The following is a 22,265-nucleotide window of genomic DNA, read 5'->3' as shown; positions in this document are numbered from 1 at the left end:
TTCAGTTTTTTCTTTATTTTTTTATTACTCGATTTATTTTATAGAAATAAAGTAGGGATAGGATTCCTCCGGGAGGCCAGGGATGGGCTTACCGGGCGGGATCCCTTCGGGACCCTTGGTAAGCCCCTACGGATACACATCGTATAATGGTCAGGATTGCCGTAGGGGTTCACCAAGACCGGCGAAGCCGTGTCGCCCGGTGAACCCTTCCCGGCCCGCAAGCCATCATCCATAAAATTTACTAAAGGCAAATTTTTTCATTCACTAGCCACTACTCACTTACTGTAATCCTTCCCCACATAGATTACCGCATCGCCGCTGCCTGGATTCACGGCACCCCGGAGCAGGGCGTAATTGAAGGGCAGGCTGTTCACCCGCTCTTCCGCCCGGCTGCTGCCGGCGTTGATCAATACCTGGGTCTGGTCCATGGGATTGCCGGTGGTGATGCTCAGCACGATAAAGCCTGCATTCCGGGCATCCGCCGCTGCCTGAGCCCCGGCCTGTGAACTGCCGCTGCAGTTCACAATGGTAGCCTGGAGAGGCCGCTGTCTGGGAGTCGGCGGCAGAGAGGATGATTTTTCTTCTCCGCTCCCCATCTGGCTGACCGGCGGCATTCCCTTCCCCTTCAGATCCAGTTTCCGGGACTGTTCCACGGACTTTTTCAGCTGTTCGTCCTGGATCCTGATTTCCCGGACTTTGCTGGTATCCGCAGTGCTGTTCATGCCCAGCAATTTGTCATATTTCTCCTTGGCACGCCGGGCTGCCAGGGTATACCCGCTGCCCACTTGTACACCCTGCATCCGGGCCACCTGACGGCCCAGTGCCTCCATATCCGGAATCCAGTAGCTGATGTCATCCAGATACGCCGGACTGCCCTGGATCATTTCTGTCTCCAGTCGGGAATCCCCGGACACGTTTTTGGCAAAGGTCACGAGCAGGCTGGCCAGATCCGTCACTGAAAGGTCCGTATCGATGCTCTGGTACAGGGTGCGGGCGATTTCCGGTGCCCGGGTCAGCAAACTGGTAGTAGTCAGCTTCTGGAATACTGCCTTCATGAACTTCTGCTGCCGCTTCACCCGGCCGATATCCCCTTCCTCATCCCGATAGCGCACATACTGGATGGCTGTAGTGCCGTCCATATGCTGCCGTCCAGCGTGGAGGCTGATCACCAGACCTGTTTCCCCGTCATAGGGATCCGTGTACTGCATATCCTTTTCCACATCGATGTCCACACCCCCGATGGCATCCACCAGCTTCACGAAGCCCTGGAAGTCCACCAGCACATAGTTGTTGATCTGCAGCCCCAGGAAATTCTCCAGGGTCTTCTGGCTCAGGGTATGGCCCCCATAGGCATAGGCATGGTTCACCTTATCCCAGCCGTGGCCGGGAATGGACACAAGGGTATCCCGGGGCACTGAAAGCAGAGAGAGTTTCTCCTTGCCCGGGTCCGCCATGGCCACCATCAGTGTGTCCGAACGGCCCACATCACCGCTGCGTTTATCCACCCCCATGATCATGATATTCCGTTTGCCGTGGAGCTTGCCGCTGCCGTCCGCCACCGTCTGAGGCCTGGGCCGCAGGGCGAATGCCAGTCCCGCCACCACAGCCAGAAACACCACCATTCCGGCAATCCATCCCTTGTATTTCCGTACCATAGCCGTCTCCTTTTACAGAGTTACAGATTGAAGTGGAAAATATCTATATATTTTATTATACCGTAAAAAGAGGAAAAAAGCATGAAAATCAGTCTCGGTCCTGGCCTCTTACTCTTTTGCTTCCTTCACCGCATCCGCCATCTCCTTCACGTATTCCTTCACCGGTTCCACACAATCCTTGCCATACCGGGCGCAGATTTTCACAATGGCACTGCCTACGATGGCCCCGTCGCTGATTTCCGCCATCTCTCTGGCCTGTTCCGGTGTGGAGATGCCGAAGCCTACAGCAACGGGTTTGTCGGACACTTCCCGGATTTTCTTCACAATATCTGCCAGGTTGGTGGTGATTTCTTTCCGTACCCCGGTAACTCCCAGAGAAGAGACCAGATAGATATACCCCTGGGCCTCCCGGGCGATCATCTGGATCCGCTGGTGGGAAGTGGGTGCAATCATGGAAATGATCTCTACCCCATATTTTTCCGCATAGGGTGCAAGAGTATCTTTTTCTTCATAGGGCACATCTGGCACAATCACCCCATCCATCTTCACTTCCTGGCACTGTTTGAAGAACTTGTCCCGGCCGTAGGTAAAGATGGGATTCACATAGGTCAGGAACACCATGGGGATTTGGGTCTTCTGACGCACCCGGGACAGCATCTCGAAGATGCCCTTGATCCGGGTACCGGCGGACAGGGCCCGGGTATCCGCTTCCAGGATCACAGGCCCTTCGGCTGTAGGATCGGAGAAAGGAATGCCGATTTCGATCAGACCTGCGCCTGCTTCCTCCATGGCGCAGATCAGCTTTTCCGTGGTTTCCAGGTCGGGGTCTCCGGCCGTAATGAAAGGAATGAACACCTTTCCCTGTTTTTTGAACGCATCCGTGATTCTAGTCATGGAGATCAACCCCCTTATATCTGGCAATGGCCGCCACATCCTTGTCGCCCCGGCCGGACAGGTTCACTACGATGATCTTGTCCCTGGGCATGGTGGGCGCCAGTTTCATTGCATAGGCAACAGCGTGAGCGCTTTCGATGGCCGGGATGATGCCTTCCGTACGGGACAGGTATTCAAAGGCGGCCACGGATTCATCGTCGGTGATGGGTACGTACCGGGCACGGCCCGTATCGTACAAATTGGCATGTTCCGGCCCGATGCCCGGATAATCCAGCCCGGCGGAGATGGAGTACACAGGAGCGATCTGCCCGTCGTCATCCTGCAGGAAATAAGATTCCATGCCGTGGAAGATGCCGGGTTTGCCCCGGGCGATGGTAGCAGCAGTCTGGGCAGTGTTCACCCCCCGGCCGGCGGCTTCCACGCCGATCAGCTGTACCTCTTTATCCTTGATGAAATCGTAGAACAGGCCGATGGCATTGCTGCCGCCGCCTACGCAGGCCATGACCACATCGGGCAGCCGGCCTTCCTTTTCCAGCATCTGAGCCTTCACTTCTTCGCCGATGACCTTCTGGAAGTCACGGACGATGGTAGGATAGGGATGCGGTCCCATGCAGGAACCCAGCACATAGAACGTATCCTCCACGTTCGCAGCCCAATCTCTCATGGCTTCGCTGACGGCATCCTTCAGGGTACCGGTGCCGGTGGTCACAGGCACTACTTTGGCCCCCAGCAGTTCCATCCGGTATACGTTCAGGGCCTGGCGGATGGTATCCTCCTTGCCCATATATACTTCACATTCCATGCCCATGAGAGCTGCCACCGTAGCTGTTGCCACCCCGTGCTGGCCGGCGCCGGTTTCAGCGATGACCCGGTGCTTGCCCATCTTTTTCGCCAGCAGGCACTGGCCCAGGGCGTTGTTGATCTTGTGAGCACCGGTATGGTTCAAATCTTCCCGTTTCAGATAGATCTTGGCGCCCTCCAGATCCCTGGTCATCTTCTCTGCGTAGTACAACAGGCTGGGCCGGTTAGCATAATCATGGTACAGGGTTTTCAGTTCCTGTAGAAATTCCGGGTCGTCCTTGAATTTCTTATAGGCTTCGTCCAGCTGCAGGACTGCGTTCATCAACGTTTCCGATACATACTGGCCGCCGTGTCTGCCAAATCTTCCATTGCTCATGGTTCTTCCTCTTTTCTTACAGCACGCACAAAAGCGCGGATCTTTTCTTCATCTTTATAACCAGCCGTCTCGATGCCGCTGCTGATATCTACCCCATAGGGTGCACATTCCCGGATGGCTTCCGCCACGTTCTCCGGATCCAGACCTCCTGCCAGGAAAAAAGGTTTGGGAAACTTCACCTGCCGCAGCAGACTGTGGTCGAAGGTTTTCCCTCCCCCGCCGAACTGGCTGCCTGCAAAGGTATCCAGCAAGAAATACTCACAATCCCAGCGGTCCAGATCGGCCAGGCTTACCCGGTCTTTTACCCGGATTACTTTGATGATGGGGGCTTTCGTCCGCCATCGCAGTGTCCGGATGTAGTCACCATCTTCATCCCCATGGAGCTGGATACACTGGATGGTACCTTCATTTGCCAGGGCCGCCACCTTTTCGACAGGAGCCTTCACGAACACCCCCACTGCCCGGATTTTGGGATCCAGCTGCTTCCGCAGAGCACGGGCCGCTTCCAGGGTCACCTGCCGCCGTCCTTTTGCGAATACGAACCCGGCAAAATCGGGCATCTCCCGGTTCACCATAGCCACATCCTCAGGACGCCGCAGGCCACAGAGCTTGATCTTCGTCATTTGCCATCCCCCCGCAGCTGTGCCAGCATGGCTTTCAGATCCGGACTGCGCATCAAAGTCTCTCCGATGAGCACCCCGTTCACTCCGGCCTGTTCCAGTTCAGCAGTCTGTTCCCGGGTCTTGATGCCGCTTTCCGCCACGAAGGGGATGAAATCCGGTACCAGAGGCCGCAGCCGCAGGCTGTTGCCGATATCCACGGTGAAGTCCTTCAGATTCCGATTGTTCACACCCAGCACCCTGGCACCGCTCCTGAGAGCCCGTTCCACTTCCTCCTGGTCGTGTGCCTCCACCAGTGCATCCATCCCCAGGCTTTCTGCCGCCAGCCGGTATTCCTGCAGTTCACTGTCACTGAGCAGGGCGGCAATCAAAAGCACCGCATCGGCACCCAGGATCTTTGCCTGGTCGATCATATATTCATCTACCGTGAAGTCCTTCCGCAATAGCGGCGTCTGCACTGCCTTCCGGATTTCCGCCAGGTACCGGTCGCTGCCCAGGAACTTCGTGGGTTCCGTCAGTACTGAAATGGCGGCAGCTCCGGCTGCTTCATACTGTTTTGCGATCTCTGCATAGGGAAATTCCGGAGCAATCAGACCTTTGGAAGGAGAAGCCTTCTTCACTTCGCAGATGAAGTTCAGGCCCGGCCGGCTGAGACCCTTCCGGAAAATCCCCGCCCGGTTTCTGGGCAGAGTCTCCGCCTCTCTCCGCAGTTCCGGCAGCGATTTCTGTTTTTTTGCTTCCGCCACCCGCTTCCGGGCAGCATCTGCCAGGATATCCAGGATCATGATGGGTTCCTTTCTTACTGGTTGCTGACCTGGATGACCTTTTCCAGGCTCTCCGCAGCCTTGCCGCTGTCGATGAGTTCTGCTGCCAGCTTCACACCATCCGCAATGGAGTCCGCCCTGCCGCTCACGAACAGGCCGGCCCCGGCGTTCAGCAGCACCGCATTCCGTTTCGTTCCCTGCAGTTTGCCGCTGAGGATATCCCGGGTAATCCGGGCATTCACTTCCGGCGTGCCGCCCACCAGTTCCTCCCTGGTGCCCGGGGTCAGTCCGAAATCTTCCGTTCTGATTTCGCTGGTCCGGTAGTACCCGTTTTTCAGTTCGCAGATGGTGGTGGGACCATTGGGAGAGATTTCGTCCAGTTTTTCCTGCCCATAGGCCACCAGCCCCCTCTTCACTCCCAGGGAGCACAGCACCTTGGCCAGGGGTTCCACCAGGTACCCATCATAGACCCCCAGCAGGAACTGTTCAGGTTTGGCCGGGTTCGTCAGCGGACCCAGGATATTGAACACGGTGCGGAATCCCAGTTCCTTCCGGATAGGTCCCACGTACTTCATGGCGGCATGGTACTTCTGGGCGAACAGGAAGCAGAAGTTTGTTTCTTCCAGCATTTTCAGAGCCAGTTCCGGATCCTGCTGGATGTTCACTCCCAGGGCTTCCAGGCAGTCCGCCGTGCCGCACAGAGAAGAAGCTGCCCGGTTGCCGTGCTTGGCCACTTTCACGCCGCCAGCGGCCAGGACCATGGCCGATGTGGTGGAGATATTGAAGGAATGGGCTCCGTCTCCGCCGGTTCCTACGATTTCCATCACTTCCATACCCGGATGGGACACCGGTGTGGCCAGAGAACGCATGGCCTCTGCACAGCCGGAGATTTCATCGATGGTCTCCGCCTTGGTGCTCTTGGTGGACAAAGCCGCCAGGAACGCTGCATTCTGGGTGGGTGTGGTCCTGCCGCCCATGATCTCCAGCATGACTTCTTTGGCTTCTTCATAGGTCAGATCGCCTTTATTCACTACTTTGATGATGGCTTCTTTAATCATTTGTCGTTCCTCCTCTATCTCACAACACCTTTGTTACAGGCTCAGGAAATTCTTGATGATGGTCATGCCATCCGGGGTCAGGATGGATTCCGGATGGAACTGGACTCCGTAGATGGGGTAATCCCGGTGCTGCACCGCCATGATTTCGCCGTCCGCAGTGACAGCCGTGGCTTTCAGCACTTCCGGCAGGGTATCTGGATTGATGGCCAGGGAATGGTACCGCCCCACCAGGATCTGTTCCGGCAGCCCCTTGAACAGAGGGCAGGTCCGGTCCAGGGTGGACAGGGACTGTTTGCCGTGCATCAGCTGTTTGGCGTAAGTAACGGTACCGCCGAACACCTCACCTATGGCCTGATGCCCCAGGCACACCCCCAGAATGGGGAATTCACCCTGCAGTTCCCGCAGCGCCGGTTCACATACCCCTGCATCACAGGGCCGTCCGGGCCCCGGGGACAAAATCAGGTGATCCGGTGCCAGTTTCCGTATGCCGTCCACGGTGATGGCGTCATTCCGGATGACTTTCACATCCGGATCCAGGGTACCGATATACTGATACAGGTTGTAAGTAAAACTGTCGTAATTGTCGATGATCAGTTCCATGTTATGCCTCCGTGGTTGCAGCCAGAGCCTGCCGAACGGCCGCTGCCTTGTTGATGGTTTCCATGAATTCGTCCTCCACCTGGGAGTCGGCCACGATGCCGCTTCCGGTCTGGAAGGAAACTGTATCTCCCAGTTTCACCGCCGTACGGATCACGATGCAGATGTCCATGTTCCCTGCGAAGTCCAGATAGCCCATCCCGCCGCCGTAGGGGCCCCGGCGCTCCGGTTCCAGTCCATCCAGGATCTGGCAGGCCCGCACCTTGGGCGCTCCGGAAAGGGTCCCGGCCGGAAAAGCGGCACACAGGGCATCGACGGCGTCTTTTCCTTTCTTCAGGGTACCGGTCACCCGGGTAGTCATGTGCATCACATGGGAAAATTTCTTGATGAGCAGGTGATCATGGACTTTTACGGAACCGAACTCCGCTACCTTGCCCACATCGTTCCGGGCCAGGTCTACCAGCATGTCGTGTTCGGCCAGTTCCTTGGGATCCGTCTGCAGGTCTTTTTCCAGTGCCCGGTCTTCCTCTTCCGTGCGGCCTCTCCGGCGGGTCCCGGCGATGGGCATGGAAGTGATTTCCCGGTCCTGGACCTTGATCAGTGTTTCCGGACTGGACCCGGCGATTTCCAGGTCATCATTCTTCAGCAGCACCATATACTGGGAAGGATTCGTGGTCCGCAGCAGCCGGTACATGTTGAACAGGTCCTGGTCATAGGTGGCGGAGAACCGCTGGGAATATACGGCCTGGAAAATGTCTCCCTGCCGGATGTGTTCTTTGATTTTCTCCACATTCTCTGCGTAGGTTTCTTTGCGCTGGTTACTGGTGATCTCACCCAGCTTCGCAGGGGTGAAGGGCGGCGGTGCCACCGGCTGGCGCACCAGCTTTTCCATGGCATCCAGGTTTTTCTGTGCCTTAGCGTAATTCCCTTCCAGATCATCGGTCTTGATGTTCACGATCAGGTACATTTTCTGCAGCACCCGGTCGAAAACGATCACCTTGTCGAACAGCATCAGGTCGAAATCCGGAAAAGCAGTGGCTTTCTTCGGGTCGAAGTGGAGACTGGGTTCGCAGTACTGGAAGAAATCGTAGGAAAAGTATCCTACGAAACCGCCGGTAAAGGGCGGCAGGCCCGGAACCTTAGGAACCCGGTAGGCCTTCAGGATGGACCGGAGGGCCTCCAGTGGCTGTTTGGGATCCACCGGGATCTGGCTGCCGGCGAACTCCACCTGAGCATCCTGATCCTTGGCCCGCAGCCGGGCAACAGGATCGAAACCGATGAAAGAATACCGACCGGCCTGGTCGTTCTGTTCCAGGCTTTCCAGGAGGAAGTATCGGCCGCTGGCGCTGCGCACCAGGCTCATCAGCCCGATGGGAGTGGCAGTATCCGCCAGGATTTCCCTGGCCACCGGTACGGCGGCGTAGCCTTCCGCAATTTTTTGGATATCTTCCAGACTTTGCTGTTTCACTTGATTTTCCTCCTTACAAAAAAGAAACGGTACCCGGGCTGATCATTCCACCCGGGTACCGGAAAACACTTTGGGTAATAAAAAACACCTGTCCTTCTACAAGGACAGGTGTCATAACCTGCGGTACCACCCTGTAATGGAGCCTGCGCTCCACACCTCAGCAGAATGCCAACACATTCCTCACCGGTAACGTCGGTGCTGCGTCGCGGGATACTTTCCGAAGATTTCATCGCGCCCTCAGTGGTCCATTTGTCAGACTGCCACGATCCGGCTCTCAGCTTCCCGGACTCTCTGTACGCACATTTTCTGGCGTTATCTCCACCTCAAAGGTTTCTGGTTCTTATTGAATTGATGATTGTATCCTACCACCGGGGGATCAGGTTGTCAAATCTTTTTTCAAAAAGTCTTGATTCCCTGTTTTTCTGTAACGTACTTTACAGGTCCAGTACAAATGCTGCCAGCTGCTTCAAGCCCGGTTCCAGGCTGTCCAGTTCCAGTTCTTCCCGGACCGTGTGGATTTTTGTACCCTTGCTGATGCCAAAGGCCATAGCAGGGATGCCCCGGCTGAGGGGGACGTTGGCATCGGTGCTGCTGGCGCTGAACACCGTATCCTGCCCCTCCCGTTTCCGGATCCGGCGAATCCGGTCGTAGATTTCATGGTGCATTGCCCCGTCGCTGCAGGGCCGTTTGCCCAAAAGCAGAGTCTCCACCTTCACCTTGTCGCTGGTATGGGCCTGCAGGATCTGATGGAATGCCGCATCCAACTTCTCCAGTTCTGTAGCGGACACAGACCGCATATCCACGGTAAATTCCACCTCCGCCGCAATGGAATTGATGGTGGTGCCTCCCTGGATGGTCCCCACATTATAGGTAGTACGGGGATCTTTGGGTACTTTCAGGGCATAAAAATCCCGGATGATTGCCGCCGCCTCATTGATGGCGTTGGCATTGCCGAAAGCTGCATAGCTGTGTCCCCCGGCGGTGACTACATGGACCGCATACCGATGGGACCCCACCGCCAGATTCACGAACCGGTCGTTGTGGCCGTCCACAGCCACGAAATAGCTGAGCCTGTCGCCAAATGCGTCCGTCAGGGCCTTGCTGCCTTTCAGGTTTCCCAGTCCTTCTTCGCCTACGTTAAAAGCGAACACCGCCGGAGTCTTCTGTTTCAGATCCCGGAGCATCTGCAGAAGGAACAGCAGAGCGGCTACATCGCTGCTGTTGTCCCCGCAGGAAGGTGCCCGCAGGATGTTCCCCTCGATTTCCGGGGTGATGGCATCGATACCGGCAAACACCGTATCCATATGGGCCGTATATAACGGAAACTTCTCCACTCCGTCAATTGCATGGGGACAGATCACATTCCCCGCTTCATCCTGATAGGCTTCCTTTTCCCCCATGGCATGGAGCTGGTCCAGGATCCAGGCCGCCTTTTTCTGTTCCGACCCGGTGGGGGAAACGATGGAAATCACATCATACAAGGTCCGGAGATAATCCGGCATATGCTTTTCGATATAATCGTTCACAATCTGACGCATGATTTCATTCATTGGGGATGCCTCCTTTTTTAGGTCCATTATACCATGGAGCTGAAAAAAGAGTAACTGCCCCTGCAGATAAGGGAAAATTTTACGCCAGATTCTTCCGGAACAGCACCGCTGCCATCCACAACGTAAGCACTGCAACAATGCCCATGGGCACCAGGTCCCAGGCAATCGCCGTCAAGCCTGCCCCTTCGAAATAGATCCGCCGGATGGCATCCAGGGCGAACCGCAGAGGGTCGGCATAGGTGAGGATCTGCAGGAACTGGGGCATATTCCGCACGGGAGTAGCCACCCCGGACAGCAGGCAGTTGGGGATCAGGTACACATAGGCGTACACCTGTACCTGCTGCATGGAGCTGCACAGGGACGAAATGCTGAGCCCGATGCCCGTGGAGCTGAGCAGATAAATGAACAGTACCAGATACAGGGTCAGCAGGGAGCCTTCAAAGGGCACCTGGAACCAGAACAGATCCAGCAGCAGAAGAATGGTCCCCTGGATCAAGCCCACCAGAACAGGCGGGAATGCCTTGCCGATCAGGAGGACCAGGGGCGGCGCCGGGGTCACCAGCAGCTGCTCAAAGGTGCCCTCCTCCCGTTCCCGGGCCACGCTCATGCCCGCCAGTATGATTACCTGGGAAAATACCATCATGCCCAAGATGCCCGGAGCAAAGTACCACAGGGTCAGCTGGTTGGGATTGAACCAAGTGCGAGTCTCCACAGAAAGAGGCGGATGCTTTCCCGTACGGGCCGCCTGCCACTGCTGCACCACCCGTCCGGTATAGGCACTGGCCAGGCTGGCCGTCATGGTGTTCCGTCCGTCAGTGATGATCTGCAGAGGCACCCGTTCCCCCTGCTGCAGCTTCGTGGCGAAATCCGGCGGGATGGACAGTACCACCATGGCTTCCTCCCGGTCGATGGGTTCCTGAATCTGGTTGCTGTTTTGCAGATCCGCCACCCGGCGGAAAAAACGGGTGCCGTCCAGTGTAGCCAGTAGAGACGTGGATGCCTCCGAATGGCTCTGGTCCAGCACGGCGTACGTCACATTCTCTACGTTGAAGGTGGCTGTATAGCCGAACACTACACCCAGTACCAGCACCGGGATCACCAGGATCTGTCGGAAAGCCTTATCCTTCCAGATGGCTAACAATTCCTTGCGGCAGATGCAGCGTACCTGCTGACAGAAAAGATTCCAACCGGTCACTTACTCCACCTTCTTTCGGATGATTCTCAATGCCAGGCCCAGAAACAGTGCCATGAATACCGCCATGGCCCCGGCCTGAGGCAGGATCACCGGCCACAGGTTCCCGGCCAGAAAGAGGGTCTTCAGGGACACCAGATAATGTTTGAAAGGCAAAACTCCTGCAATCCACTGTACCCAGGAAGGCGTACTCCGCAGGTCGAACAGAAAGCCGGACAGCATGATACTGGGCAGGAAGCTCACCAGGAGGGCCACCTGGGTAGCCATGAACTGGGCCTTGGTCATCACGGAAATCACCAGGCCGATGCCCAGAGCGGTGAGCAGATAGATGATGGACAAAAACAGCAGCAGTGCCAGGGATCCCACCAAGGGTACCTGGAACAAAAACCGGGACAATACCAGACAGATAAACACTCCCAATAAAGCAATGCAGAAATAGGGGATCACCTTGGCCACGATTACTTCGCCCTTCTTCACCGGGGTCACGAACAGGGATTCAAAGGTACCCCGTTCGTATTCCCGGGCCATGACCCCGGCGGTCAGCAGCACCCCCACCAGGGTCACCACCATGAGGATCAGGCCGGGGATGAAGTACCAGGTACTCTCGTGAGCGTCGTTGAACCACAGCCTGGTTTCCAGATCGATGGTACCCACACCCTGGTCCGCCAGTCGTTTGGCCGACCACTGGGCTGCCGCCGTTTCCACGTAGCTCTGGATGCTCATGGCCGTAGTGGTGTCCGTGCCGTAGAGCAGAAGCTGCAGACGGCCGTTTCCCTGGTGGAGCTGTCGGCTGAAATCAGGGGGCACGCGCAGGATGGCATCGATTTTCCGCTGTTCCAGAGCCTTTGTTGCCTGGGACATATTCGTCAGATACGTGGGCTGAAAATATTCCGATCCATCCACGAACTCTACCACCCGCTGGGCTTCGGGAGAAGTATCTTCCAGCACCACACCCATGGGTACATGCTTCACGTCCAGGGTAATCCCGTAGCCGATGACCAGGATCAGGATGATGGGCAGCAGAATCCCCATGGCCAGACTGGAATTGTCCCGCAGGACTTCCCGGAATTCCTTCACTGTCAGGGCCCGGATCCGCCGCAGACTGTCTTTCATGATGCAGCCTCCTTATTCCGCCCCCGATGGACGATTTCGATGAACACGTCATCCATATCGGCATCGGGCATACCCAATTCCTGCCGGATCTGGGCAGGACTCCCCAGCACCAGGCACCTGCCCCGGTCCTGGATCATGATCCGGTCGCAGTATTCCGCCTCTTCCATGAAATGGGTGGTGATGATGATGGTCACGCCCTTCACGGCCAGATCCGTAATCTGCCGCCAGAACAGCCGCCGGGCCAGCGGATCGATACCGCTGGTGGGTTCGTCCAGAAACAGGATCTCCGGTTCCTGGAGCAGAGCGCAGGCCATGGAAAGACGCTGCTTGTAGCCCCCGGGCAGGTCCCCGGCGTTGTGTTTCTCCGTGCCCAGCAGCTGGAATTCCTCCATCACATCGCAGATGCGCTGTTTCAATTTCTTCGGCGGCAGGCCATAGATACCCCCGTAGAACTGCAAGTTCTCCAGCACGCTGAGTTTGCTGTACAAGGAGAATTTCTGGGATACATAGCCGATTTTGGCCCGTGCCTGGGTCCGGGCGGTGCGCAGATTCTCCCCGGCCACGCTCAAAACGCCGCTGGTAGCAGGCAGCAGGCCGCACAGCATCCGAAAGGTAGTGGTCTTGCCGGCGCCGTTGGGCCCCAGAAGACCGAACACCTCGCCCCTGTGCACCTGGAAGGATGTATGGCTCACGGCCGTGAAATCCCCGAACTTCTTCACCAGGTCCTGGACAATGATGCTCACCGGGTTCTGCAAGGGATCTTCGGGTGCCTGGGTAAGCGGCGCCAGAGGCAGCTTTCTTTCGCTGGAGTCCGCCGCCCGGTGCAGCAGGATCATGAAACCGTCCTCCACCCTGGGCGGAACCGCTTTGGGCTGCAGATCCCAGCGCTGCAGAGCCGGCAGGGGATGTCCGGGATGGGCAGCAATGAACCGTACCGTCCCGCTCTGAGGTACTGCATCGATGATGGCTTCCTGGTCATCCAGCAGCGCCCCCTGGAGCACCCGGTAGGGCAGTCCGGCAGGCGGATCGACCTCAAAGCACCTGTCCGCCGCAATCTGGCTCAGGCCGTCCGGCGTGCCATAGAACAGGATTTTTCCCTGGTGCAGCACATATACCTCATCACACATGGCCGCTTCGTTCATGTAAGCCGTACACACGATCACGCTCAAGTTCTCTTCCTGCACCATCTGGTTGATGATGATCCACAGGTCCTTCCGGGAAAGGGGATCCACCCCCACTGTGGGTTCATCCAGCAGCAGCAGATCCGGGGACCGTACCAGAGTACAGGCCAGGCCCAGCTTCTGCTTCATGCCGCCCGACAGCTTCCCGGCCAGCCGGTCTGTAAAGGGAGCCAGCCCGGTCATATCCAGCAATTTTGCAAACCGGATCTTCCGCACATCCGCAGGCACCCCGTGGAGATCAGCGTACAAGTCCATGTTCTCCTGAATGGTCAGATCTTCGTACAGGCCGAATTTTTGAGGCATGTAGCTGATCCGGCTCTGGATCTCCGATGCATCCTTCACCGAATCCAGCCCCAGCACCTGCAGACTGCCCCCGGTGGGGTCCATGAGTCCGCAGATCAGCCGCATGGTGGTAGTCTTTCCCGCCCCGTCCGGCCCGATCAGCGCCGTCATCCTGCCCTTTTTGGCCCGGAAGTCAATGCCTTTCAGGGCATGGGCAATTCCCTGCTTATCGTTGAACAGCTTGTCCAGACCCTGGGCCTGGACCACCCATTCAGTCATGACTCTGCTCCGTATCGATCTTTACGGTGGCAGGCATGCCCATGCGCAGCACGTTGTCCGGATCGGTCACATAGACACGGACTTCATACAGCAGGGAAGTACGCAGTTCCGTGGTCTGTACCGTCTTGGGCGTGAATTCCGCCGTAGAGGAAATGTAGCCAATCTGACCGGTGATCGGATTCCCGGGATGGCTGTCGGTATAGATCCGGGCCTTCATCCCTTCGTAGATCCGCCCCAGATCTTTTTCGCTCACATACGCCCGCACCCATTTCTTATCGTTCAAAGACAACTTGAACACAGGCTTCTGGGGAGAGGCCATATCGCCCGCTTCCAGCAGCCGGGACCGGATGACCCCGTCGGCCGGTGCTTTCAGCTCCGACTGGCCCAGCAGGTAATCCACGTGCCTGGCATCTTCCTGCAGGGCTTTCAGCTGGGCTTCGCCGCCGGCCACGTCCTCTTCCCGGGGACCGGCCTGGGCTTTTTCATATTCCTGCTGGGCAGCTTCCGCCTTGGCTGCCGTCACATCCACCCTGGTCCGGGCCGCATCCCGGTCCTGCCTGCTCACGGACCGGCCGTTGGAACTGCTGTAGGCATTCTCCACCCGGTCCAGATCCTGCCGGGCCTGATCTGCCTGGGCAGCCGCCTCATCGGCTTTGGCCCGGGCCGCTTCCAGATCTTCCGTCCGGGTGCCGTTGTGGAGCTTGTCCACCACGCTCTGCTGGGCCGCAATCTGGGCCTGGAGCTTGCTCTTCTTAATCTTTAGTTCATCGGTATCCAGCCGTGCCAGCACCTGGCCCTTGGTCACCTTATCCCCTTCCTCCACCAGCTCTTCTGCAATACGGTCGCTCTGGCGGAAAGCCACAGCCACTTCCCGCACATCCACATTGCCGTACAGGGTCAGCTGCCGGGCTGCCTTCCGGGCCTGGTACTTCTGGTACCCGTAGCCGCCCAGGCCGCAGAGCAGCACGATACCCCCGATCAGGGCCGCCAGTTTCTTCTTATCCTCCAGGAAGTTCTTCCAAAAAGTTCCCATATCATCTCTTCCCTTCTTTGCTTTGATGCAGTTCCGCCTGTTCCTGATCGCTGAGAGGCTGCCAGCCCCCTCCCAGAGCCTTGTACAGATGGATCAGATCTGCCAGTTCCTGGCCCCGGCTGTAGTTCTCCTGCCGTTTCATGTTCAGCAGAGTCCGCTCGCTGTCCAGCACCGGCAGGTAATCGCTGAGCCCGGCCTGATACCGGTTTGCCGCCAGATCATACGCCTCCTGGGCATTTTCCCGTCCCCGGATCAGGTTCTCTTTGCGATCCTTTTCCTGGACGATGCTGACCATGGTGTCCTGCACTTCACCAGCCGCTTTCAGCACGGTATTCTCATACCGGGCCTGTAATTCCCTGGCCAGGGAATCCTGCAGTTTCACGTTCTGCTTCAGGGTGCCGCCGTGGAACAGAGGAAAGGCCACTGAAGGTGCCAGGGCAAAGGCATGGGCCCCTGCGCCGAACAGATTGCCTCCGCCCAGAGTCAGCAGGCCCAGGAACCCGGCCAGATTGAACCGGGGCTTCAGTGCTGCCCGTGCTTCCTTCGTCCGGGCAATCTGGGCTTCCAGCTGCTGCTCCGCCGCCATAATGTCCGGACGCTGACGCAGCTGGCTGGCAGGGATGGCGTGATACAGAACCGGATCTACCTGAGGCAGTCCGGAAGTGGTCAGAAGATCGTTCAGCTGGCCCGGTTCCATCCCTGTCAGGATGGACAGCCGGGTCAGGGTTTCCTGGATACCCTGCTGCACCCTGGGGATTTCCGCCCGGGTGCTCTCTTCCTGGGTCTTCATGGCTTCCAGGGGATAGGCGTTGATGAGCCCCGCCTGGAAATTATCCTGCAGCAGCTCTGTCTTTTCCCCTTCCAGGGCCGCATGGCGCTGGAGCAGGGCCAGGTCGCTTTGGAGAGTGCGCAGAGAAACATAGTTAAGAGCTGTTTCCGCACTCACTGTCACCCAGGTACTGTACAGGGCCGCATGCTGGGCTGCCAGGTTATGGGCTGCTGACTGCTTTTTGGCCTTCAGTCGGCCGAAAAAATCTGGTTCCCAGGAAGCGTCGATGCCCAGTCCGGCCACAGAAGAATTCCGGTCGGGCAGTTCCAGCACCCCGGGCACCCGACTCATATCGCCGGCTTTGTCCATGATTCCCTGGGGTACTTCGTACCGGGCATAGCTGCCGCCCACATTCAGCCAGGGCAGAGCTTCTCCCTTGCTGATGCCCAGCTGGGCACGGGCTTCCTCCACCCGTGCCTGGGCAGCCTTCAGATCCCGGTTGTTCTTCAGAGAAAGATCGATCAGGGCATCCAGCTGTGGATCCTGGAAAGTCTTCCACCAGGCCGCCAGGGTTCCCTCATCCATGGAAGCTTCCGGAGTGGACCGGTCATAGGCCGCCGGATGTTTCCGGGCCATATCCGTCCAGGCCGGCTGCCTCACTGCCTGGGGCTGGGGAGATTTTTCCCCGGCCAGGGCGGACTGCATGAGGCCGGGCATCAGAGTCAGGGAAAGCCCCCAAAAAACAGGTTTCCACCATTTCATGATCATCGCTCCAATCTGTACCAGCGGGGTTTAATTATTCGTTCGATTAATTATAATTTCATTATATCCCAAAATTTTTGGGATGACAAGCGGCTCCCAAAAACCTCTTGCATCTCCTGCCGAAATTTGCTATACTTCGTTTGTGGTTAGTTTTTGCTAACCATATTGGCCGAATGGATTTGTCCTGACGCCATTTTTATTTCAGATTAAGTTAGTATTTACTAACTTAAAAGGAGGCATATCCCATGACAATCACTCTTGAGACCGAGCTGGTCCGGCAATGTGCACCCACCCTGGCTGGATTGAAAGCGGCCAATCTGTTCCGCTTCCGGTTCGGCTGCAGTGAGGATCCATTCGCCCAGGTGGAAACCATCCGGCAATCCCTGGAACCCAAGGGCATCCAGGTGGAAATCCTGAGCTTCGATTGTCTCCATCGGTGTGCTCTCCTGTATGTATACCGCCCCCACCGGCTGTCCCATCTCCTGGCGGACCCTGAAAGCAGTTCCTTCCTGAAACGCCGGGGCTACCGGGGAACCACGGCCCGGGAAATTCTCCATGAGATATCCCTTCACCTGGCCAACCGTGATCCGTTTCCCCACGAAATCGGCATCCTGCTGGATTACCCGCTGGAAGATGTGAAAGCCTATATGGCCGCCCCCCGGAGCAAAGGTATTTGTTCCGGGTGCTGGAAGGCCTACCGGAATCGGGAGCAGGCCGAATGTTATTTTGCCAAATGCCAGAAATGCACACGGATCTACTGGCGCTGCTACTGCACTGGTACTCCCCTGAGCAAACTGGCTGTGGCTTAAAATATATACATTGGAGTGCCGCCTGGCGGCAGAAAGGATGGAAACAACAATGAGCAAAATCGCAGTGGTATTCTGGAGTGGTACGGGCAATACGGAAGCTATGGCCAAGGCCGTGGAAGACGGTGCCAAAGGCAAGGGTGCGGAGGTAACGGAATTCACCGCTTCCGACTTTTCTGCCGACAAAGTGGCTGGCTTCGACGCCGTTGCCTTCGGCTGCCCGGCTATGGGGTCCGAAGTGCTGGAAGAAGGCGAATTCCAGCCCATGTGGGATGACGTAAAAGGCAGCCTGAAGGGTAAAAAAATCGTCCTGTTCGGTTCCTACGGCTGGGGCACCGGCGAATGGATGGACAGCTGGAAAGCCGATGCCGAAGCAGAAGGCGTCGTGCTGGCCGCAGATCCGGTCATCGCCAACAATGCTCCGGATGATGATGCCCTTGCCCAATGCAAAGCCCTGGGCGAAGCGATTGCATAAAACAGCCCCATAAACAAAAAGAAGGTGTGAAGAAATGAATCCTCATTTCTTTACACCCTCTTTTTTAATGGAAAAACAGATGCAGCACTTTCATCAGGCAGTACAGCAGGCCGCTGGCAATCATGGGGCCTACGGGCACACCCTTGAACAGGACCACCCCGATGATGGTCCCGATGAGCATGGCCGCCACCACTTCCGGATCCGCCCCCATCAGGTCCACGCCCCAGCGACCCAGAAGTGCCACCAGAGCCCCAATCACCAGGGAAGCGATGCCGATAGGGTTCCTGAACACATCCAGTGTTTCGGAAAGACCGATTTTGCCTGTGGCAATGGGCACCATCAAGGCCGCCATCAAAAGCATGATTCCCCAGTTCACCCCATGGCTGCTGAAGTACAGCAGTTTTTCCTGGGGCAGAACCAGTTTCAAAATCACCAGGAGTCCGGCTGCATAGGATACAGTCAGATTATGGGCCAGATAGCCCAGCACAATCATAAATCCAAGGATCAGATACGGTTGCATGGATCCGCTTCCTTTCGTTCACAAAATGGAAATCAATGGACAGAGCAAAAGCCCTGATGATTCATTGTACCGTATTTTGGATTATGATTCAATGTCCGGCCGGCTTCACTTCTCCAATTCCTTCTCCCACTCCAGCACATACTGGACGAAGTATTCCACTCCCAGTCCCAGAGCCTTTTCGTCGATGTCGAAATAGGGGCTGTGCTGGGGATACCGGCGTTCTTCTTCCGGGAATCCGCCGCCCAGCAGCAGGAGGCATTTAGGATTGTAGTACTTGGCGAAATCCTCTCCGCCCATCTGCAGCTCCCAGTCCACCACCTTATCCTGATCAAAGACCCTGGCGCAGGCTTTCCGGCCCGTATCCACACATTCCTTATCGTTGATCATGGGCGGAGGACCGAAATGGTACACGGTGCGGATCTGGGCCCGGCTGGTGGTGCTGACACCTTTGGCCACCCGTTCCAGGATGCCCGGGTAAGCGTCCCGCAATTCCTTACTGAAGGTCCGGGCCGTACCGGACAGCTTCGCTTCCCCGGGAATCACGTTGCTGGTAGTACCGCTCTGGAATTGGGTCACGCTGAGCACTGCCGGTTCCAGAGGGTTCACTTCCCGGCTCACTACACTTTGCAGGGCTGTGACGAATTCCGCCCCGGCTACGATAGGATCGATGGTCTGATGGGGCAGGGCACCATGGCCCCCCTTGCCTTCCACCACCACATCAAAAGTATCGGCGGCACTCATGACGGGGCCGTACCGCAGGGAAGCCCAGCCTGCCGGGATCTTGCTCCAGATGTGCAGAGCGATCAGCCGGTCACATTCCTTTACCAGAGGTTCCTCCTTCATATAAGCAGCGCCGCTGTTGGCAATTTCCTCCTCTGCCGGCTGGAACAGCAGCCGCACCGTGACAGTCAGCTGTTCCTTCAGTGCCGCCAGCACCTTGGCTGTACCCAGCAGAATGGTAATGTGGGTGTCGTGGCCACAGGCGTGCATGGTGCCTTCGTTCTGGCTTTTGTAGTTCTCGTTCCCCAGCTCCTTGATAGGCAGGGCATCGATGTCCGCCCGGATGCCGATGATCTTATCGCTGGAATGGGGTCCTTTAAGGGTGGCGATCACCCCGGATTTACAGGATTCCACATAGGGAATGCCCAGGCCATCCAGGTACTTTTCGATGCTCTTCTGGGTTTCGAATTCCTCCCAGGACCGTTCCGGATGTTCATGGTAATGGCGGCGCAGCTGCACCAGTTCGGGCTGCAGAGCCGCAATGCGTTCTTTCAGATCCATTGTGCTCAGTCTCCTTTACAGACGGAAAACCCCAGCAGCCTGGGCTTCCGGGGTTTCCACTCGTTTCTTCACTTATTTCTTGGCAGCATTGGGGTCGAACCACAGACCCTTGTTGTTCTTCTTCATGTATTCCTGGAATTCAGCAGATTTGTAGGCAGCTGCCAGATCCTTAGCCCACTGGGCGTCCTTGTTCTTGTCGGCCACCACGACCTGCAGCAGCAGATGGGGCAGGATGTCTTCCTTCATCAGAGCCGTAGCCGGGTCGATCTTGGCGTTGTACACGATGGAACCAGTGATCACGATGAAGGCGAAATCGTTACGCACGGCCGGAATGTTCAGGGATTTCATTTCCACGAACTGCAGGTTATGCGGGTTCTCCACGATATCTTTCTGGGTTACCGTGGACAGATCCTTCTTGGGATCCAGTTTGATCCAGCCGGCTTTCTGCAGCAGGGCATAGGCACGGGCGGTGTTGGCAGCGTCGTTGGGAACGGCGATCTTATCCCCGTCGGCGACCTGATTCAGAGCGCTCTTGGAGCCGGCATAAATCCCGGCCGGTACGGTAGGGATGGCACCGATAGCAGCCAGATGGCCGCCCTGCTTCTTATTGAAGTTTTCCATGTAGGCCGTATGCTGTTCTACGTTGAAGTCCACTTCCCCTTCATTCAGAGCGATATCAGCCTGCAGCAGGTCGGACATATCCTTGCCCACGAACTTGTAGCCCTTCTTTTCCAGGATGGGTTTCACGCCCTTTTCGAACAGGTCGGAGTACGGTCCCTGGGATTTGCTGTACTTCAGTTCCTTCTTGGTAGAAGCCCCTTTGTCCGCACTCTTGCTGTCGCTGCCGCAGCCGGCCACCAGGGCGGTGGTCATCAGAGCAGCCAGACCGACGATCAGTAATTTCTTCCATTTTCCAGTATTCATGTTTTTTACCCCCTCAAATCAATGGTTTCTGGTTTTGTATGCAAAGTGGTTGCCCACTGTCTGGATAATTTGTACGAAGATGATCAGCACCACCACTGTAAACAGCATCAGCGGTGTGTTCATCCGTTCGTAGCCATAGGTCAGGGCCAGGTCGCCCACGCCGCCGGCCCCGATGGCACCGGCCATGGCCGTGGCGCCAATCAGCCCGATGGTACCGGTCGTAATGGACAGGATCAGGGATCCTTTCGCTTCCGGCAGCAGGAAGTAGCGGACGATTTCATAATAGGAGGCGCCCATGGCCTGGGCCGCTTCCACGATACCCTTGTTCACATCCAGGATGGAGTTTTCGAACAGCCGGGTCAGATACGGCGTGATGAAAACGATCAGCGGGATCAGGGCCGCTGTCGTCCCGATCCGGGTACCTACAATGGCTTTGGTCATCGGCATGATGAACACCATCAAGATAATGAACGGGATGCTTCGGATGATGTTGATGATGGTGTTCAGCACCACGTACACCGGCTTGTTTTTCAGGATGCCGTTGTCATTGGTAAGTACCAGGATCACGGCCAGCAGGATAGCCAGGAAGGATCCTACTACCAGAGAAATGAACACCATGTACAGAGTCTGCTCCGCAGCCAGCACCAGTTGTTCAGGCGGTACACCCAGTTTTTCGATCATGACAGGCTCACCTCCTTCCACAGAATGCCCTGCTGATTCAGATACTCTTCACTTCTGGCAATCTTGTCACCCTCATCCATACACTGGAGGATGAAGAGTCCCAGCGCTGTGGACTGCAGCTCTGTCACCGTGGCGAACACGATGTTGGTCTTCAGCCCGAATTTTTCGTTCAGTACGGAAATGGAACCATCGGAAGCCTGCCGGCCCAGGAATCGCAGCCGGATCAGCTTGAAAGGCCGTTTTTCCTTCTTCAGATCCTCCTGCACGCTTTCCGGAATGGAATCCGGGATGACCGTGCTGACGAACTTCTTTGTGATGGGCTGCTGGGGATTGCTGAACACTTCCAGCACACTGCCCTGTTCCACGACCTTGCCATGTTCCATGACGGCTACTTTGTTGCACAGCTGCTGGATGACCTGGATCTGGTGGGTCACGAACAGGATCGTGATCTTCAGTTCCCGGTTGATGCGGCGCAGCAGCTGCAGAATCTGTTCTGTCGTTTCCGGATCCAGCGCACTGGTAGCTTCATCGCACAGCAGGATGCTGGGATTGGTAGCCAGAGCCCGGGCGATGCCCACCCGCTGTTTCTGGCCCCCGGACAGCTGGAGAGGATAGGCATCTGCCTTGTCCTCCAGACCCACGAACCGAAGCAGCGTCTTCACCGTCTGATCCATCTGAACCTTTTCCGTATGGTTCAGTTTCAGGGGAATAGCCACATTCTCGTACACCGTGCTGGATTCCAGCAGGTTGAACTGCTGAAAGATCATACCGATATTCTTCCGCACCTTTCGGAGTTCGCTGTGAGGCAGCTGGTCGATAATCTTCCCCTCGATTTCCACATGGCCCTCTGTGGGTGTCTCCAGGGCGTTCACCATGCGCAGCAGAGTGCTTTTGCCGGCCCCGCTGAATCCGATGACCCCGAAGATATCCCCTTTCTCCACTTCCAGATTCACGTGCTGCAGCGCCTGTACGGCACCTCCGCCCACCTGGAAGGTCTTGCTGATATCCTGGAATTTGATCAATGTCAACACCTCTCAAAAGAATAAAAAAAAAGGTTCTATAATAAATGTTGGGGTCTTGTGGACTTCCTGTTCACAAGACCCCTATGTTTTATATAAAATAAGACATACCTAAACTGAATTTCAACTCAACCACCACGAAGAACTGAAAGGAGCATAGATATG

At 56.6% G+C, this 22,265-nt stretch carries 21 protein-coding genes; 2 read left to right on the top strand and 19 right to left on the bottom strand.

What is annotated here, in order from left to right; translation table 11 throughout:
- Positions 1–275: 275 nt before the first annotated feature.
- From ACR0QW_RS01665 to ACR0QW_RS01600, 14 genes are all read right to left on the bottom strand, one after another.
- Positions 276–1,655 (bottom strand): LCP family protein, encoded by a 1,380-nt coding sequence (locus ACR0QW_RS01665; protein WP_432641991.1) that lies wholly within the window; start codon positions 1,653–1,655, stop codon positions 276–278.
- 108 nt (positions 1,656–1,763) lie between these two features.
- Positions 1,764–2,549 carry a tryptophan synthase subunit alpha gene (gene trpA / locus ACR0QW_RS01660; protein WP_432641990.1) on the bottom strand — a complete coding sequence of 262 codons (786 nt, stop codon included), beginning with the start codon at positions 2,547–2,549 and terminating at the stop codon, positions 1,764–1,766.
- Complete coding sequence (trpB, locus tag ACR0QW_RS01655) at positions 2,542–3,726, bottom strand: tryptophan synthase subunit beta (RefSeq protein ID WP_432641989.1); 1,185 nt, start codon at positions 3,724–3,726, stop codon at positions 2,542–2,544. Before trpB ends, trpA begins: the two co-directional genes overlap by 8 nt.
- A complete protein-coding gene (locus tag ACR0QW_RS01650) occupies positions 3,723–4,349 on the bottom strand; it encodes a phosphoribosylanthranilate isomerase (protein ID WP_432641988.1) in 627 nt (208 codons plus the stop codon). The genes trpB and ACR0QW_RS01650 overlap by 4 nt, the downstream gene beginning before the upstream one ends.
- Entirely contained in the window at positions 4,346–5,131 is a 786-nt protein-coding gene (trpC, locus tag ACR0QW_RS01645) for an indole-3-glycerol phosphate synthase TrpC (protein WP_432641987.1), read from the bottom strand. The genes ACR0QW_RS01650 and trpC overlap by 4 nt, the downstream gene beginning before the upstream one ends.
- 14 nt (positions 5,132–5,145) lie before the next feature.
- A complete protein-coding gene (trpD, locus tag ACR0QW_RS01640; RefSeq protein ID WP_432641986.1) occupies positions 5,146–6,168 on the bottom strand; it encodes an anthranilate phosphoribosyltransferase in 1,023 nt (340 codons plus the stop codon).
- 33 nt (positions 6,169–6,201) lie between these two features.
- The gene (locus ACR0QW_RS01635; RefSeq protein ID WP_432641985.1) at positions 6,202–6,768 is read right to left on the bottom strand and encodes an anthranilate synthase component II; all 567 of its coding nucleotides are present in this window, start codon (positions 6,766–6,768) and stop codon (positions 6,202–6,204) included.
- A 1-nt stretch (position 6,769) separates the two neighbouring features.
- Positions 6,770–8,233, bottom strand: coding sequence for an anthranilate synthase component I (trpE, locus tag ACR0QW_RS01630; RefSeq protein WP_432641984.1), 1,464 nt, complete (start codon positions 8,231–8,233; stop codon positions 6,770–6,772).
- A 434-nt stretch (positions 8,234–8,667) separates the two neighbouring features.
- On the bottom strand, positions 8,668–9,783 hold the full coding sequence (locus ACR0QW_RS01625) for a M20/M25/M40 family metallo-hydrolase (RefSeq protein ID WP_432641983.1): 1,116 nt from the start codon (positions 9,781–9,783) through the stop codon (positions 8,668–8,670).
- Positions 9,784–9,862: 79 nt separating this feature from the next.
- Positions 9,863–10,978 carry an ABC transporter permease gene (locus tag ACR0QW_RS01620; RefSeq protein WP_432641982.1) on the bottom strand — a complete coding sequence of 372 codons (1,116 nt, stop codon included), beginning with the start codon at positions 10,976–10,978 and terminating at the stop codon, positions 9,863–9,865.
- Positions 10,979–12,088 (bottom strand): ABC transporter permease, encoded by a 1,110-nt coding sequence (locus ACR0QW_RS01615; RefSeq protein ID WP_432641981.1) that lies wholly within the window; start codon positions 12,086–12,088, stop codon positions 10,979–10,981.
- Positions 12,085–13,830 (bottom strand): ATP-binding cassette domain-containing protein, encoded by a 1,746-nt coding sequence (locus ACR0QW_RS01610; protein ID WP_432641980.1) that lies wholly within the window; start codon positions 13,828–13,830, stop codon positions 12,085–12,087. The genes ACR0QW_RS01615 and ACR0QW_RS01610 overlap by 4 nt, the downstream gene beginning before the upstream one ends.
- Entirely contained in the window at positions 13,823–14,863 is a 1,041-nt protein-coding gene (locus ACR0QW_RS01605) for an HlyD family efflux transporter periplasmic adaptor subunit (RefSeq protein WP_432641979.1), read from the bottom strand. The genes ACR0QW_RS01610 and ACR0QW_RS01605 overlap by 8 nt, the downstream gene beginning before the upstream one ends.
- 1 nt (position 14,864) lies before the next feature.
- Entirely contained in the window at positions 14,865–16,394 is a 1,530-nt protein-coding gene (locus ACR0QW_RS01600) for an efflux transporter outer membrane subunit (protein WP_432641978.1), read from the bottom strand.
- Between the two features lie 245 nt (positions 16,395–16,639).
- Here ACR0QW_RS01600 and ACR0QW_RS01595 point away from each other — a divergent pair, with 245 nt between their 5' ends.
- Both ACR0QW_RS01595 and ACR0QW_RS01590 read left to right on the top strand, forming a co-directional pair.
- Positions 16,640–17,203: a DUF3793 family protein gene (locus tag ACR0QW_RS01595; RefSeq protein WP_432641977.1), complete on the top strand. Its 564-nt coding sequence runs from the start codon at positions 16,640–16,642 to the stop codon at positions 17,201–17,203.
- A gap of 49 nt (positions 17,204–17,252) precedes the next feature.
- Positions 17,253–17,675: a flavodoxin gene (locus tag ACR0QW_RS01590; RefSeq protein ID WP_432641976.1), complete on the top strand. Its 423-nt coding sequence runs from the start codon at positions 17,253–17,255 to the stop codon at positions 17,673–17,675.
- A 64-nt stretch (positions 17,676–17,739) separates the two neighbouring features.
- Here the strand turns inward: ACR0QW_RS01590 and ACR0QW_RS01585 are convergent, their stop codons facing one another.
- The 5 genes from ACR0QW_RS01585 to ACR0QW_RS01565 form a co-directional block, all read right to left on the bottom strand.
- Positions 17,740–18,195, bottom strand: a complete 456-nt coding sequence (locus ACR0QW_RS01585) for a DUF441 domain-containing protein (protein WP_432641975.1) — start codon at positions 18,193–18,195, stop codon at positions 17,740–17,742.
- Positions 18,196–18,300: 105 nt separating this feature from the next.
- Entirely contained in the window at positions 18,301–19,476 is a 1,176-nt protein-coding gene (locus tag ACR0QW_RS01580) for a M20 metallopeptidase family protein (protein WP_432641974.1), read from the bottom strand.
- A gap of 72 nt (positions 19,477–19,548) precedes the next feature.
- Positions 19,549–20,400: a MetQ/NlpA family ABC transporter substrate-binding protein gene (locus ACR0QW_RS01575; protein ID WP_432641973.1), complete on the bottom strand. Its 852-nt coding sequence runs from the start codon at positions 20,398–20,400 to the stop codon at positions 19,549–19,551.
- A gap of 18 nt (positions 20,401–20,418) precedes the next feature.
- Positions 20,419–21,081, bottom strand: coding sequence for a methionine ABC transporter permease (locus ACR0QW_RS01570; RefSeq protein ID WP_432641972.1), 663 nt, complete (start codon positions 21,079–21,081; stop codon positions 20,419–20,421).
- Positions 21,078–22,103 carry a methionine ABC transporter ATP-binding protein gene (locus tag ACR0QW_RS01565; protein WP_432641971.1) on the bottom strand — a complete coding sequence of 342 codons (1,026 nt, stop codon included), beginning with the start codon at positions 22,101–22,103 and terminating at the stop codon, positions 21,078–21,080. Before ACR0QW_RS01565 ends, ACR0QW_RS01570 begins: the two co-directional genes overlap by 4 nt.
- Between the last annotated feature and the right edge of the window lie 162 nt (positions 22,104–22,265).

This window comes from Acidaminococcus sp. (genome assembly GCF_050873445.1).
In the GTDB taxonomy this organism is placed as follows: Bacteria; Bacillota; Negativicutes; order Acidaminococcales; family Acidaminococcaceae; genus Acidaminococcus.
The sequence above is the reverse complement of the archived record's forward strand: the minus strand, read 5'-3'. Positions and strand labels throughout refer to the sequence as shown.

Bases quoted from the DNA above. Each gene is read 5' to 3' on its own strand.
- ACR0QW_RS01665 (WP_432641991.1), bottom strand. From the start codon at position 1,655: ATGGTACGGAAATACAAGGGATGGATTGCCGGAATGGTGGTGTTTCTG.
- trpA (WP_432641990.1), bottom strand. From the start codon at position 2,549: ATGACTAGAATCACGGATGCGTTCAAAAAACAGGGAAAGGTGTTCATT.
- trpB (WP_432641989.1), bottom strand. From the start codon at position 3,726: ATGAGCAATGGAAGATTTGGCAGACACGGCGGCCAGTATGTATCGGAA.
- ACR0QW_RS01650 (WP_432641988.1), bottom strand. From the start codon at position 4,349: ATGACGAAGATCAAGCTCTGTGGCCTGCGGCGTCCTGAGGATGTGGCT.
- trpC (WP_432641987.1), bottom strand. From the start codon at position 5,131: ATGATCCTGGATATCCTGGCAGATGCTGCCCGGAAGCGGGTGGCGGAA.
- trpD (WP_432641986.1), bottom strand. From the start codon at position 6,168: ATGATTAAAGAAGCCATCATCAAAGTAGTGAATAAAGGCGATCTGACC.
- ACR0QW_RS01635 (WP_432641985.1), bottom strand. From the start codon at position 6,768: ATGGAACTGATCATCGACAATTACGACAGTTTTACTTACAACCTGTAT.
- ACR0QW_RS01625 (WP_432641983.1), bottom strand. From the start codon at position 9,783: ATGAATGAAATCATGCGTCAGATTGTGAACGATTATATCGAAAAGCAT.
- ACR0QW_RS01615 (WP_432641981.1), bottom strand. From the start codon at position 12,088: ATGAAAGACAGTCTGCGGCGGATCCGGGCCCTGACAGTGAAGGAATTC.
- ACR0QW_RS01610 (WP_432641980.1), bottom strand. From the start codon at position 13,830: ATGACTGAATGGGTGGTCCAGGCCCAGGGTCTGGACAAGCTGTTCAAC.
- ACR0QW_RS01605 (WP_432641979.1), bottom strand. From the start codon at position 14,863: ATGGGAACTTTTTGGAAGAACTTCCTGGAGGATAAGAAGAAACTGGCG.
- ACR0QW_RS01600 (WP_432641978.1), bottom strand. From the start codon at position 16,394: ATGAAATGGTGGAAACCTGTTTTTTGGGGGCTTTCCCTGACTCTGATG.
- ACR0QW_RS01595 (WP_432641977.1), top strand. From the start codon at position 16,640: ATGACAATCACTCTTGAGACCGAGCTGGTCCGGCAATGTGCACCCACC.
- ACR0QW_RS01590 (WP_432641976.1), top strand. From the start codon at position 17,253: ATGAGCAAAATCGCAGTGGTATTCTGGAGTGGTACGGGCAATACGGAA.
- ACR0QW_RS01585 (WP_432641975.1), bottom strand. From the start codon at position 18,195: ATGCAACCGTATCTGATCCTTGGATTTATGATTGTGCTGGGCTATCTG.
- ACR0QW_RS01580 (WP_432641974.1), bottom strand. From the start codon at position 19,476: ATGGATCTGAAAGAACGCATTGCGGCTCTGCAGCCCGAACTGGTGCAG.
- ACR0QW_RS01575 (WP_432641973.1), bottom strand. From the start codon at position 20,400: ATGAATACTGGAAAATGGAAGAAATTACTGATCGTCGGTCTGGCTGCT.
- ACR0QW_RS01570 (WP_432641972.1), bottom strand. From the start codon at position 21,081: ATGATCGAAAAACTGGGTGTACCGCCTGAACAACTGGTGCTGGCTGCG.